Genomic DNA, 13,478 nt, shown 5'->3' with positions numbered 1-13,478 from the left:
GGCCTGTTCCATAAAGGATTTGTTCATGACTCACGACGGCGCGCCCCCGCTGAATTCACTCGGCTTTGCCAAACCGCCTTCGCAGACCCGCGTGGTCGTTGCGATGTCCGGCGGCGTGGACAGTTCTGTCGTGGCCGCACAGCTGGCCGAAGAAGGCTATGATGTCGTCGGCGTGACGCTTCAGCTCTACGATCATGGCGCCGCCCTGGCCAAGAAAGGCGCCTGTTGCGCCGGGCGGGACATTCATGATGCCCGCCGCGTCGCCGAAGAGATGGGGTTTCCGCATTATGTGCTTGATTATGAGAACATTTTTCAGGATGCGGTGATCGATGAATTCGCCGACAGCTATCTCGCCGGTGCCACGCCCGTGCCCTGCATTCGCTGCAACGAACGCGTGAAATTCAAGGATCTCCTGGAAACCGCCAAGGATCTCGACGCCGATTGCATGGCCACGGGCCATTATATTCAGCGCGTCATGGGGGCGAACGGCCCGGAACTGCATTCCGCAGCCGATCCCAATCGCGATCAGAGCTACTTCCTGTTCTCGACCACACCGGAGCAATTGTCCTACCTGCGATTCCCGCTGGGCCATCTGCCGTCCAAAGACGCAACCCGCGCGCTGGCCGCGAAATACGGGCTGTCGGTGGCGGACAAGCCCGACAGTCAGGACATTTGCTTTGTCCCCAACGGCAATTATGCACAGGTGATCGAGAAGCTGCGCCCCGGCGCCGCCGAACCCGGCGAGATCGTCGATCACGAAGGCAATGTCCGGGGCACACATGAGGGCGTGATTCACTATACGATCGGCCAGCGGCGCGGCCTCGGCATCGGCGGGCTGACCGAGCCGCTCTACGTGGTGAAGCTCGATGTCGACAATCGCCAGGTGATCGTCGGCCCGAAAGAGATGCTCGCCACCCGCAAGATCCCGGTGCGCGAGATCAACTGGCTGGGCGATGAGCCATTCATGTCGCGCAAGGAATGGGTGCTCGACGTCAAGGTGCGCTCCACCCGCCCGCCGCGCGAAGCCATCGTGCGTCCGATTTCGGAAACCGAGGCCGAGGTCGAACTCGTGGTCGCCGAAGAAGGTGTCTCCCCCGGTCAGGCCTGTGTGTTCTACGATCCGGAAAGCCCGCGCATCTATGGCGGCGGCTGGATCTGGCGCGGCTATTGAGATGAGAGGGCTGGCGCTGCTCCTGATCCTGCCGGTCGCGGCGCAGGCTGATCCATCGCTGGAATGTTCGCTCGATCTCGGCTCTCAGGTCGAAATCTCCAACTGCGTCACCGAGATCTTCGCCCGGGCCGAACGCGCGATGCAGCTGCAACTGGGCTTTGCCCGTGACGCGGCCAAGGAATTGGGCGATGTCACCGGGCGGGCGGTAGCGCTGCCGGCGCTTGATGCGGCCCAATCGGCCTGGGAGAGCTATCGCGAGGCGCAATGTTCCTTTGTCGGATCGACCTATGGCGGTGGCTCCGGCACCGGCATCGCGATTCAATCCTGCCGGGTGGAAATGACCCGGGCGCGAACCACGGCCTTGCAGCGGCGCTGAGCGCCAAGATGTTCGATAAGTGTAAGAATTAACGATCCGAATCGGGGTTTTCCGTCTCAGGCACGATCTGCGGATAGATTTGCGCAAGATAAGCGGCGAGATCCTCGCAATCCTCAGGGCTGCGCCCGCTGACGCTGCGGAGCCGATGATCTTGCAGGAAACGGCTCAGCCCCTCCGGAGTAAATCCGGTCATGTTGAAGGCCGTGACATCGCGGTGGCAGCGCCCACAACCTTGAACAAAAAGCATTTCTCCACGCTGCGGATCTCCGGGCAATAGGTCTCCGAGCAGCGAATCCCCGGGCGCAGAAACCTCCGCGCCCTGCTCCACCAACGCCTGTGCGGACAGCCCCCCCGGGCTCAACGTGACCAGAGAGATCGACAACACGGTAGCGAGGCGCCGGAATTTCCCAGACATCACACACCTCCTCGCCGATAGCCTAACAGGTTTCGGCGAGGACGCCTTGATCTGAGCCGAAAACAAGGGATTTTCCGGCAAGGTCGCGGCCGCGCGTCAGCCTCGCCCGAGCCCGTCGAGAATCGCGCGGGCCGCTCTGAGACCCGGAGCTTCGTCACCACGGCCCAGCCGCATCATCGTGAGATCGAGCGCGGCACGCTGGTCTTCGCCGGTGTTGAGCACATGCGACAGGCTCGCCGCGATCTTCTGCGGAATGCACTCCGGGCCCAAAAATTCCGGCACGACGCGGCTCTCCGAGACGAGATTCACCAAGGTGACGGTGTCGATCAGCAGTTTTCGTTTGACGATCTGCTCGGTCAGCCAGTTCATCCGATAGGCGATCACCATCGGCGTGTCATTGGCGGCCAGTTCCAGCGACACCGTGCCCGAGGCGGCGAGCGCCACATCGGCGGCGCGAAAGGCGACATGTTTGAGGTACTTGTTCTCGAACAGCTCGACCTTGACCGGCCAATCTTTCGTTGCCTCTTTGACATGGTCCATCAGACCCGGCGCCACGGCGAGCATATAGCCGGCATCCGGGTGGGATTTGGCGAAGTGACCGAGTGCCGCGCCAAAGATCGGCGCCAGCCGGCTGACCTCACCACGGCGCGACCCGGGCAGGACCAGAACGGCTGGCCCGCGATCGAGATCGCAATCGTGCAAAAGCGTCATCACCTCATCGGTGCCGGCGGGGGTTTCCGTGACGACCGGATGGCCGACGAAATCGCAGCGCAGCCCCTCTTTTTCGAAATAGGGCGGCTCGAAGGGAAAAAGCGCCAGCACCTGATCGACGCGCCTGGCCATTTTGGCGGCGCGTTCGGGGCGCCAGGCCCAGACCGTCGGCGCCACGTAATGACAGATGCGGATATCGCTCTCGGCCTTGACCAGATCGGCGACACGGAGACAGAAATCCGGGCTGTCGATGGTCAGGACGACATCGGGGCGCCAGTCGAGAATCGCCTGCGCCACCTCGCGGATACGACGTTTCAGATGGAAATATTTCGGCAGGATCTCGGCGATCCCCATGAGCGACAGTTCGGACATGGGGAATTGGCTCTGCAGTCCCAACTCCGTCATGCGCTCCCCGCCGACGCCGCGAAACTCCACCTCGGTCAGGGCCCGCAGCCCCTCCATCGCCGCGGCACCGAGCTTGTCGCCCGAGGCCTCACCGGCGATGACGAAGACTTTCAGAGCCGGCATGCTCATCGGGCTTTCAGGAAGAGACCTGCCTCCTCGACACGGGTCTTTACCCGATCCTGATCCAGCACGATCAGCTTTCCGCCGGGGATGACGATACCGCCCAGCCCCGCCTCGATCACCGCCTCGACCGTGTCCGGGCCGATGGTGGGCATGTCGATGCGCAGCTCCTGACCGCGTTTCGGGGTTTTGACGAAAACACCCTTGTCGCGGCGTAGCTTGGCCGGTGTCTCGGCGACAAAGCCCAGCATCGCATTCGTGCCCTGCACAGTTTCGATGCCGAGCATCTGGCCACCGGCACAGACCGCACCCTGCCCGACATCCAGTGGCGAAAGCGCATCCAGAACCGCCTGCGCGCGCGTCGCGTCTTCCTCGTCCTGTTTCGACGGTTTGCGGCCCCAGAGCGTGCCGGGTGCCAGCAACAGATCAGGCCGGATTTCCGTCGCCGAGCGGACCAGAAAGCCCTGGGATTCGAACAGGGCAAGCACCTCGCGCAGCAGCGCGTCATCGCCCTTGCCCAGCGACATGGCGAGTTTGAGCGCGTGCCGGTCGAGCTTCACCGGGTTCACCTTCGGCCGCGCCATGGCGCCGGCAAAGGTCACCGCGCCCACGTCCATGGCTTTCAATTCCTTGAACAGCTTGCCGAGTTTCTCGATCCGCGCCGGAAGGCGGTCGAGCCCCTCGGGCACTTCGATGTCATCGAAGGTCACATAGACCGGGGAGACCAGCGCCTCCGCCAGGAGTTTCGGCAGAGAGCCCGCCCCGGCTATGATCGCGGTCCGGGTCACGGCCTTGCTCCTCTCATTTCGGGGTCAGGAAACCACGGTCGCTTTCGCCCATGACGAAGGCTACCATGCGCGCGACATAATCGCTGTCGAAATCTTCCTCGAGCCGCTGAGCCCGATCCTTGAACGAGCCCTCGCCCTGTTTCAGCATCTGAAAGGCGGCGCGCAGCTGGTTGATATCGTCGCGGGCGACCCCGCGGCGTTTCAGCCCGACGAGGTTGAGCCCGTCCAATTCACCGCGCGGCCCCTGCACCAGCGCATGCGGCAGCACATCCGCGGTGACCATGGACAGCGCGCCGATGATGGCGCCCTGCCCGATCCGCACGAATTGGTGGATGCCCGAGAGCCCGCCGACGATGACATCGTCCTCGATCACGCAATGGCCGGCGACGGCCACCGAATTCACCAGAATGACCCGGTCGCCGATCTGCACGTCATGGGCGACATGCGCGCAGGCCATCACCAGGCAGTCATCGCCGATCCGGGTGACGCCGCCGCCGCCTTCGGTGCCGGTGTTCATGGTGACATATTCGCGAATGCGGTTGCGCTTGCCGATCACGAGCCTGGTCTTTTCGCCCTTGAACTTGAGATCCTGAGGGATCTCGCCGATCGAAGCGAATTGGAACACCGTGGTGTCCTCGCCGATCTCGGTGTCGCCGGTCACCACGGCGTGGGATTTGATCACCACACGGTCGTGCAACCTCACCTCGGGGCCGATCAGGCAAAATGGCCCGATCTCGACATCTGCGCCGATCACCGCGCCCTCTTCGATCACCGAAGAGGAATGGATCTTTGCACTCGGGTCAATCCCGGGATGAATAGTGCTCATCGTCTGTCCTTCCAGAATGACCTACGGGACCGGCTCACGATCTCGGGGTCAGGTCCATCATCGCGGTAAACGAGGCCTCGCAGGCCAATTCGCCATCGACCTCGGCGCGGCCGTCGAATTTCCAGACCTTGCCGCCTCCGCGTTTCACCGTGACATGCATTTTCACCTGATCGCCCGGCACAACCTTGCGGCGGAATTTCACCCCGTCGATATTCATGAAATAGACGTTGAATTCCTTGTCGGCGAGATCCATGTGGACCCCGACCATCACGGCGGCGGTCTGGGCCATGGCTTCGACGATGGTGACACCGGGCATCACCGGCTCGCCCGGAAAGTGGCCCTGGAAATGCGGCTCGTTGAACGTGACGTTCTTGATGCCGATACAGCTGTTGGGGGCGTCGATCTCGATCACACGATCCACCAGCAAAAACGGGTAGCGATGCGGCAGGATGCGCTGGATCAGGTCGATATCGGCGGTTTTGATGGTGGTGCTCTCGGTCATGTCTCTTCCCCGGGCCTTCTGATCTTGGACCTATGTCTTTCTTGGTCGTTCTTGTTTGCTGTCGATCGTCACTGTCATCTCCGCGTGTCGCGGAGCGAGAGAACCACGCAGCGACCGCGCGCCTTGCGGAACCGGTCGAATTTTCGTCGTACACTCCTATCAACAGCGCTCCCATGTGACAAGCATGGCCGATGCGGAAGTGTCGTCAAACCCACAGGCTGCGGCCAGATGCACCGGGACGGGACCGGCTTGACCGGCGCGCACCCGTCTCCTTGCGCCCTATTCCTGCGCCGGGTTCGCTTCCTTGGGCCCGCCACTGTCCTCAACTGTGTCCTCCACCGTGCTCTCCGTGGTGTCCTCGGCTGCGGCTTCGTCATCGTCGCGCGCATCGAGCCGGTCAATGGCAATGGCAGAGACATCGATGGCGCCGCTCATCAGATAGACTTGGCCGCGCTCGAACATCAGCACCGCGCCATAGTCGCGGGCGATGCCGGTGAGCACGCCATTCATATCCTGTTCGAGCTGCGCCAGACGTGTGTCGTAAAAGGTCTGAAGCTCTTTGCCCTTGGCATCCTGCTCGGCGCGCACCTCTGTCACTTTGGCATCAAACGCCTGAGCGCGGGCTTTGAAATCCTCATCGGACAGGCTGTCGCGCATATCGGCGATCGCCTGCTCCTCGGCCTCCAAGTCGGCATAGATCTTGTCGTTCTCCGCCAGGAGTGCGGAGCGTTCCGCCTCGGCCCGGGCCTCCAGATCCTGCCCGGCCTGACTTTGCGACAGGACACGCGCCCGATCGAAGACCAGAACCGGAAAGATCAGTTTGCCGTTGCGCACGGAGCCGGCGGCGGATGCCGGATCTGTCGCCTCGCCTTGGGGACTGTCTTGGGGACCGCCCTGCGCATTGCCCTGTGGCACATCCTGCGCCGTGAGCGCGGTGCCCGTCAGGCAACAGATCGCGGCAAGGGCCCAGAGCAAACGCATGTCAGAAACTCGTCGAAATGGTCAGATCGAAAGTCTGTTCCTCGTCGTAGGTTTCCTTGTCCAGCGCATGGGTGAAGTTGAAGCGCAAGGGCCCCAGCGGCGTGGTCCAGAAGATCGACGCCCCGATCACCGACCGCCAGTTCGGATCGTCGGACCCGGCAATGATTCCGCTCACGTCATCGAGCCCCCAGACGGAGCCGTAGTCATAGAACAGACCGCCCGAGAGGCCGTATTCCTCCGGCAGGCCGAGCGGGAAATTCGCCTCGAGACGCGCAACCGCATAGTAATTGCCGCCAAGCGCCAACCCCGACGCGTCATCGCGCGGGCCGATGCCGCCCGGTTCAAAGCCGCGAATGATCGAAGGGCTGTTGAAATACCGATCGGCCACGCTCGAATTGCCATCGGCATCGATCACGCCACCCTCGACCGTGGCGCGCAGTGTCACTTCCTCGTTGAGGACTTTCATCTCGCCCGTGAGCTCGGCAGAGGTTTTGACATACTCGACATCGCCGCCAAGGAGGCCGGCGTAATCCTGACCGAATTTGAACAGGAAGCCGGCATTCGGGTTCAAGCCCGACCGACGGGTGTCGAAGCTGTAGGAATAGCCGAGACTGTGCACCGTCTCGCGCCCGGCCGCGATATCGGTCTGGATCGTGGCGGGCAAGGTGATCGCGCCCTCGCTGGCATCGACAAGTTCGCGCAGCTCGCCGCGGTAATTGACGGTCAGAGAGCCATTGGCGGACACCGGAAAAGTCAGGCGCGGTGAGACAAAGGCGCGGCGCTGCTCGTGTTCGGCATAGGAGGGCTGCGACGTCCCGAGCCCGGCCGAGAGACCAAAGGCGACATCGCGGCCGAGAAAGGCCGGCTCGACAAAGTTGAAGCTCAGCGAGCCATTGTCAACATCTGTGGTCAGGTTGAACGACAGGGTCTGGCCACGGCCCAGGAAGTTCTTTTCACTGAAGGACGCGATCAGATTGGCGCCGTCGGAGACGGAATAGTTGCCGCCGAAGGTGAAGGAGCCGGTCGGCTTCTCGGTCACGTTGACATCGACGATCATCTGCTCTTCGGAGGAGCCCTGACGCGCGTTCACATCGGCATTGGAGAAGAAGCCCAAGGCGCGGATACGTTCCGCAGCCTCGCGGATTTGCCGCGGGTTGAACGGGTCGCCTTCGACGGTCTTGAATTTCTGCCGGATCACCCGGTCAAGCGTGGTGGCATTGCCCTCGATGTCGATCCGTTCGACAAAGACCCGCGGCCCGCGCACCAGCACGAATTCGATATCGAGCGTCTGCGCCCGGTCGTTGCGGGTCACCCGCGGTTCGACCCGCAGGAAATCGATGCCCTTCTTGGTCGCCAGCCGCTCCATCCGCTCGACCGTGTTGTCGACCGCAAGCGGCGAATAGGTTTGGCCGGAACGGATTTTGTTGACCTGCAGGAAGTCGTCGGATGTGGCCTCGGCGATCTCGGACGACACGGAGATATTGCCGAAACTGTATTTCTGGCCTTCGCGCACGTCGAAGGTCAGGAAATAGGCATTGCGCTCGCGCGAGAACTCGGCCGCGACATTCAGCACCTGAAAATCGACATAGCCGCGCGAGGTATAGAAATCCGTCAGCACCTGACGATCGAACTGGATCCGGTCCTCGGCATAGGTGTCACGCCCGATGATGAAGCGCAGGGCGCCGGCCTGTTTCGTCTGCAGCACCCGGCGCAGACGGCTGTCGGAGAAATTGCGGTTGCCGACAAAGCTCAGCCGCTCGATCTCCACGCCCTTGCCTTCGGTCACTTCAAAGACCACATCGACCCGGTTGTCCGGACGGCGGATGATTTTCGGCGTCACCGTGGCGACCAGCTGGCCCTTGACGGCATAGGCTTCGGTGATGCCGGCGGCATCGGCCTCGACTTCGGCGGGCGAATAGACCCGGCGCACCTTGGTGGCCAGAAGCGGCATCAGCGCATCGTCGGACACCTTGCGGTTGCCCTCGATGGAAATGCGCGAGACCACGGGGAATTCCGTGACCTTGATCACCAGCGTATTGCCCCGGGGAATGAATTCGACGGTCTCGAACAGACCGGAGCCCAGGACCTTCTGATAGGCGTCGTTCAACTCGCCGGCCGAGACCGCCTGACCGCGCGTGATTCCCGCATAGGACAGGATCGTGCCGGTGGAGACGCGCCCCGCGCCTTCGACCTCGACATTGGTAAAGCGGTAGGCCTGGGCCACCGCCGGGGTCGGAAACGCCGTGTAAGAGACGGTTGTGACAGCGAAAGCTGCAAAGGTGAGCGCAAAGGAGCGCGAGACAATCCGCGACGCTTCACGGGTCGAACGATGATCAATTGCGAACATGGCAGCTTTCTCGAAATTCCCCACAAGTATCTAGCTGAGTAACGGCTCTGCCGCCCCTTGTCAAAACGCGATATCACCCGCGCCACACACAAGGGATGCCCAGCTTTGGGGTGATCATAACCATACCTGCCAAAAGAGAAAGCAGATGTTGCGCTCAGAGCCGTGTTTTGCCGATCTGCGCAAGGCCCGTCGCCAGGCCCGCCTCAGGATCCCCCGCGCGGCCGCTGCCACAACGAAAAACGGGACGCCATGGGGCATCCCGTTCAATCTGTCATGCGAACCTGTGATGCGAGTCGGCCTTCGGGCCGGCACGGCTCAGAGGATGAGTTCAGAGAAAAAGGTGACCGAAAAACGATCCGGCGACCAGCGCCACGGCGATGGTCACGGCGTAGAACAGGCGGTCCCAGTTCAGATCGGCCAGTTGCGAAAGGCTTTGATAGCCGGCACGGATTGCAGTCATGGTGAGGCCCTCCTCGGTGATCGATCATCAGGAATGCGTCTCGCTTCGCCGGAGACATTCCAATTCGGCACCCTTTCGGGCACCCGTTGCCCCGGTGATAGAAAAGGAATGTGGCGAGATTTGGACCGAAAGCCCCGGCAGATCGAAAATCGCGGCGCGCGGGCGAAAAAGCCGGCGCGCCCCGGATGATACCGCCTATTTGCAGAACAGATCCGAGCCCAGCCCCAGCACCATGAAGGTCATGATCACGGCAAGGCCGACGGTCATCATGATGCCGACGGCACGATCCGGCAGCGGTTTGCCGCGCACCGCCTCATAGGCGTAGAACACCAGATGGCCACCATCGAGAACCGGAATCGGGAACAGGTTGATCAACCCGATGGCGGTGGAGAGCATGGCCACGGTGGTGACAAAGCTCATCGCCCCGTCGGCCGCAGAGGTGGAAACAACCTCGGCAATGCCCACCGGCCCCGACAGGTTACACGCGGAGATCGCCCCGGTGATCATGTGCCACAGCCCCGACAGCGAGGTGGTGATGATGCGCCAGACGCCTTCGGCCCCCGACAGGATCGCCTCGCCCAGCCCCACAGGCTCCGTGCCCACAGAGAAAAGCAAACCACCGGTGATACCGATCAGCCAGCGGGTTTCGAACCCGCCATCATCGGCCGGAATGTCGCGGCGGCGCGGCTCGAGCGTGGTCTCAAACGTCTCGCCGCCGGCTTTGCTGTCGCGCCAGACGGTGAGGGTCATTTCCGCCCCGTCATGCCCCATGACATAATCCTGAAGATCCCAGAATGTGTTGACCGGCGTGCCATCGAGATGGGTGATCACATCGCCGGTCTCGATGCCGGCATCACGCGCCGCGGATTTCGGCGACACGGCGGCGACGACGACCGGATAGGGATACGGCCCGTCGACCGAGACCTCATTCCCGTCACGCAGCACGGTGTAGCTCATCTGAGCCTGACGCGGCAGCGCCTCGAGAAAGCCCAGAAGCCCCGAGGTTTCCGGTGCCTCCTGGCCATTGATGGCGAGGATCTGATCGCCGGTCTGCAGCCCGGTTTCATAAGGCGTCGGCGCCACCTCATCGACGATGATCCGGTCGCTGGCCTGCCCGACGAACAGCACGAACAGGGTGAAGACCAGGAAGGAAAAGATGAAATTGAACACCGGACCGGCGGCCACCGTGAGCGTGCGCGCCCACAAAGGCGCCCCGGGCATGGTGTGACGGGCCTCTTCGGCGCTCAGCCCCTCGACCGCATGCGCGTCGGGCGCCGAGGCGGCATTGGCGTCGCCCGCGAATTTCACGTAGCCGCCAAAGGGCAAGGAGGCGATCTGCCAGACCGTGCCGCGCTTGTCGGTGCGCTGCCAGATCGGCTTGCCGAATCCCAGCGAGAACACATCCGCCTTGATCCCGGACCAGCGCCCGACGATGTAATGGCCATATTCATGGACGGTCACGATGATCGACAGGGCGACGATGAAGAACACCAGCGTAAACGCGGTGCCGCCGAGCGAGCTCAAGAGAGTATTCACATCCATGAAAAGGGTCTTCCTCTACGATCTGTCTTTACGATCTGTGTCGTCGGTCAATGAAGTGGTCAGGCGGCCTTGAGGGCCAGCACACGGGCTCTCGCCTCTTTATCGGCTGCCAGCACATTATCCAAGCTCAGAGCGGTCACTTTGAGCATGCCGCCCGCTGACATTTGCGTCAGCACCTGCTCGACCAGCTGTGCCATGTCGAGAAAACCGATCTTCTGGGCGATGAACAGATCGAGCGCCGCCTCTTTCGCGGCGTTGAACACCGCCCCCGCGAGACCGCCCAGTTCCATCACCTCGCGCGCCAGCCTGAGCGCCGGGAAACGGATCTCGTCGGGGGCTTCGAAGCGGAGCTGACCGACCTTGGCCAGGTCCAGCCGTGCAACCGGCAGATCGCGGCGTTCCGGCCAATGGAGCGCATAGCCGATGGCATGGCGCATGTCGGGCGCGCCGAGATGCGCCATCAGCGCCCCGTCGCGAAACCCGACCAGCGCATGGACATAGGAGCCGGGATGCACCAGCACTTCGATCTGCTCCGGGGCAAAGCCGAAATATTCCCTGGTCTCGATGATCTCGAGCGACTTGTTGAACATTGAGGCGGAATCGATGGTGATCCGCTGCCCCATGTCCCAGGACGGGTGTTTGCAGGCCTGCGCCAGGGTGGCGCCCTTGAGCTGCTCGTGCGACCAGTCGCGGAACGGCCCGCCGGAGGCGGTGATGATGACGCGCTCGACCTCGCTTTGGTCCTCACCGACGAGGCCCTGAAACACCGCCGAATGTTCGCTGTCGACCGGCAGGACGCGGGCGCCGTGGCTCCGCGCCGATTGCATCAGCAGCGGTCCGGCGGTCACCAAGCTCTCCTTGTTGGCCAGCGCCAGCGTGGTGCCGTGGCGCAGCGCATGCAGCCCCGGCGCCAGACCGGCGGAGCCGACGATGGCCGACATGATCCAATCCGCCTCACGGTCGGCGGCTTCAATGAGGGCATGTTCACCGGCGGCGGCCTGAACGCCACTTCCGGCCAGCGCCGCTTTCAGATCCGCCAGACGGTCTTCATAGGCGGTGACCGCCACCTTCGCGCCCAGCTCGATGGCGTCTTTCGCCAGAAGATCGATATTGCCGCCGCCGGTGAGCGCCACGACATCATAGGCCTCGCGGTCACGCCGGATCAGATCGATGGTCGATTGCCCGATGGAACCGGTGGAGCCGAAAATGGAAATCCGTCGCATATCTGCCTCAGCCAAAGATCAGCGCAAGCACGGCATAGAGCGCGCCCAATGCCAGAAGCGCATCGAACCGGTCCAGCACGCCGCCATGCCCGGGAATGATATTGGAACTGTCCTTGACCCCCATGCGGCGTTTGAGCGCGCTCTCGGCCATATCGCCCAGCTGCGAGGCGAAGGACAGCACCATCGAGGAGGTCACGAAGAACCACAGCCGCACGAAGCCCTCGGGCATGTAACCATGGGTGACATAGGCCAGAAGCCCTGCCCCGGCCCAGCCGCCCATGATGCCCGACCAGGTCTTGTTCGGGCTGACGCGCGGCCAGAATTTCGGACCGCCAAGGGTCTTGCCGACGAGATAGCCGAGGCTGTCGGTCACCACGACGAGCCCGATGGCAAAAAGCAGAAGCGCCAGCCCGCCCTTGGCCGAGAGCATGACGAGACCATAGCAGCCCAGGAGCAACAGCAGGAGATAGGCCCAGAGGCTCTGACGATCGCCGGCATTGAGGCCGGTGGCGGCGCGTTTCGCCGCGCGCATCCGCCAGAGTTCCCAAACACCGATCGCCCCGACCACAAGCACCAACGCGGAAAAGGCCCGATGACCCGAGAACACCGCGCCCAGCCCGATGGCGACCATGACCACGGCGGACAGGAGCCGTGGCATCAGATCGCGCCATTTGCCGGATCTCGGGGGCGTTGTCATGCTGTCACCCCGCCATAGCGGCGATCCCGGCGGGCAAAGCGGTTCACGCATTCGGCGAACACCTCGGCGGTGAAATCCGGCCAGAGCGTGTCGATGAATTCATATTCGGCATAGGCCGATTGCCACAAAAGGAAATTGGAGATTCGCGCCTCGCCGGAGGTGCGAATGACCAGATCCGGGTCCGGCAGCACCTTGGTGTCGAGAAACCGGGTGAGCGTGGTCTCGTCGACGGTCTCCGGGTCCAGCTCGCCCTTGGCGACCTGACAGGCGAGATCCTTGATCGCGCGCGAGACCTCGTCGCGCCCGCCATAATTGATGGCGATGGTCAGATGGACCTTTTCATTGTCGCGGGTGACCTCTTCGAGATCGTCCATCAGCTTTTGCAGCTTCTTGTCCAGCCTGAGACGGTCGCCGATGAACCGCACCCGCACGCCCTCGGCCACCAGATCCTTCATCTCGTTCTGGATATAACGGCGAAACAGCGACATCAGGCCGGAGACCTCGGTCTGGGTGCGTTTCCAGTTCTCGGTCGAAAAGGCAAATATGGTCAGGTATTTCACCCCGAAATCGGGACAGGCGCGGACGATTTCCTTGACCCGTTTGGCACCAGCGTGGTGACCGAACAGGCGCGGTTTGCCACGCGACTGGGCCCAGCGACCGTTGCCATCCATGATCACCGCGACATGTTTCGGGCCGCCGGGGACGCCAGCCGTTTCCATACTCGCCGGGCTACTGTCGCTCATCATGTTCTCACAACTACCGGCCACGTCCCTGTCCGCGGCTCTTTAAAATTCGAAGCGCCCCCGATGGGAGCGCCCCAGTCGTATCTGCGCCACATCTGCAGCACATCCGCAACACGCGGCGGTGATGCCCCGTGATACCCGCCAGAGGCGGTCCGGGCAAACAGGAAGAAA

Annotated in this window: 14 protein-coding genes; 2 read left to right on the top strand and 12 right to left on the bottom strand. The window is 62.7% G+C overall.

The genetic code is table 11. The features are described from left to right. The first annotated feature begins 25 nt into the window (after window positions 1-25). Both mnmA and BM151_RS03985 read left to right on the top strand, forming a co-directional pair. The gene (mnmA, locus tag BM151_RS03990; protein ID WP_090057711.1) at window positions 26-1,171 is read left to right on the top strand and encodes a tRNA 2-thiouridine(34) synthase MnmA; all 1,146 of its coding nucleotides are present in this window, start codon (window positions 26-28) and stop codon (window positions 1,169-1,171) included. A gap of 1 nt (window position 1,172) precedes the next feature. After that, on the top strand, window positions 1,173-1,547 hold the full coding sequence (locus BM151_RS03985; RefSeq protein WP_090059179.1) for a lysozyme inhibitor LprI family protein: 375 nt from the start codon (window positions 1,173-1,175) through the stop codon (window positions 1,545-1,547). Window positions 1,548-1,575: 28 nt separating this feature from the next. Here BM151_RS03985 and BM151_RS03980 read toward each other — a convergent pair whose 3' ends face one another. From BM151_RS03980 to BM151_RS03930, 12 genes are all read right to left on the bottom strand, one after another. Further along, window positions 1,576-1,962, bottom strand: coding sequence for a hypothetical protein (locus BM151_RS03980; protein WP_090057707.1), 387 nt, complete (start codon window positions 1,960-1,962; stop codon window positions 1,576-1,578). 96 nt (window positions 1,963-2,058) lie between these two features. Further along, window positions 2,059-3,207: a lipid-A-disaccharide synthase gene (gene lpxB, locus BM151_RS03975; RefSeq protein WP_245781088.1), complete on the bottom strand. Its 1,149-nt coding sequence runs from the start codon at window positions 3,205-3,207 to the stop codon at window positions 2,059-2,061. Then, on the bottom strand, window positions 3,204-3,986 hold the full coding sequence (locus tag BM151_RS03970; RefSeq protein ID WP_090057702.1) for an LpxI family protein: 783 nt from the start codon (window positions 3,984-3,986) through the stop codon (window positions 3,204-3,206). Before BM151_RS03970 ends, lpxB begins: the two co-directional genes overlap by 4 nt. Before the next feature lie 13 nt (window positions 3,987-3,999). Continuing rightward, window positions 4,000-4,812, bottom strand: coding sequence for an acyl-ACP--UDP-N-acetylglucosamine O-acyltransferase (lpxA, locus tag BM151_RS03965; protein WP_090057699.1), 813 nt, complete (start codon window positions 4,810-4,812; stop codon window positions 4,000-4,002). A gap of 34 nt (window positions 4,813-4,846) precedes the next feature. Then, complete coding sequence (gene fabZ / locus BM151_RS03960; protein ID WP_090057695.1) at window positions 4,847-5,314, bottom strand: 3-hydroxyacyl-ACP dehydratase FabZ; 468 nt, start codon at window positions 5,312-5,314, stop codon at window positions 4,847-4,849. 279 nt (window positions 5,315-5,593) lie between these two features. After that, entirely contained in the window at window positions 5,594-6,295 is a 702-nt protein-coding gene (locus tag BM151_RS03955) for an OmpH/Skp family outer membrane protein (RefSeq protein ID WP_090057690.1), read from the bottom strand. Between the two features lies 1 nt (window position 6,296). Next, a complete protein-coding gene (gene bamA, locus BM151_RS03950; protein ID WP_090057687.1) occupies window positions 6,297-8,642 on the bottom strand; it encodes an outer membrane protein assembly factor BamA in 2,346 nt (781 codons plus the stop codon). Window positions 8,643-8,970: 328 nt separating this feature from the next. Next, entirely contained in the window at window positions 8,971-9,102 is a 132-nt protein-coding gene (locus BM151_RS21930) for a hypothetical protein (RefSeq protein ID WP_281245285.1), read from the bottom strand. 195 nt (window positions 9,103-9,297) lie between these two features. Next, complete coding sequence (rseP, locus tag BM151_RS03945) at window positions 9,298-10,644, bottom strand: RIP metalloprotease RseP (RefSeq protein ID WP_090057683.1); 1,347 nt, start codon at window positions 10,642-10,644, stop codon at window positions 9,298-9,300. Window positions 10,645-10,703: 59 nt separating this feature from the next. Further along, the gene (gene dxr / locus BM151_RS03940) at window positions 10,704-11,867 is read right to left on the bottom strand and encodes a 1-deoxy-D-xylulose-5-phosphate reductoisomerase (protein WP_090057679.1); all 1,164 of its coding nucleotides are present in this window, start codon (window positions 11,865-11,867) and stop codon (window positions 10,704-10,706) included. A 7-nt stretch (window positions 11,868-11,874) separates the two neighbouring features. Next, on the bottom strand, window positions 11,875-12,564 hold the full coding sequence (locus BM151_RS03935) for a phosphatidate cytidylyltransferase (RefSeq protein ID WP_177213016.1): 690 nt from the start codon (window positions 12,562-12,564) through the stop codon (window positions 11,875-11,877). Beyond that, window positions 12,561-13,307, bottom strand: coding sequence for an undecaprenyl pyrophosphate synthase (locus BM151_RS03930; RefSeq protein ID WP_245781087.1), 747 nt, complete (start codon window positions 13,305-13,307; stop codon window positions 12,561-12,563). The genes BM151_RS03935 and BM151_RS03930 overlap by 4 nt, the downstream gene beginning before the upstream one ends. Window positions 13,308-13,478: the final 171 nt, after the last annotated feature.

It is taken from the genome of Celeribacter neptunius (assembly GCF_900113955.1).
GTDB lineage: Bacteria > Pseudomonadota > Alphaproteobacteria > Rhodobacterales > Rhodobacteraceae > Celeribacter > Celeribacter neptunius.
The sequence above is the reverse complement of the archived record's forward strand: the minus strand, read 5'-3'. Positions and strand labels throughout refer to the sequence as shown.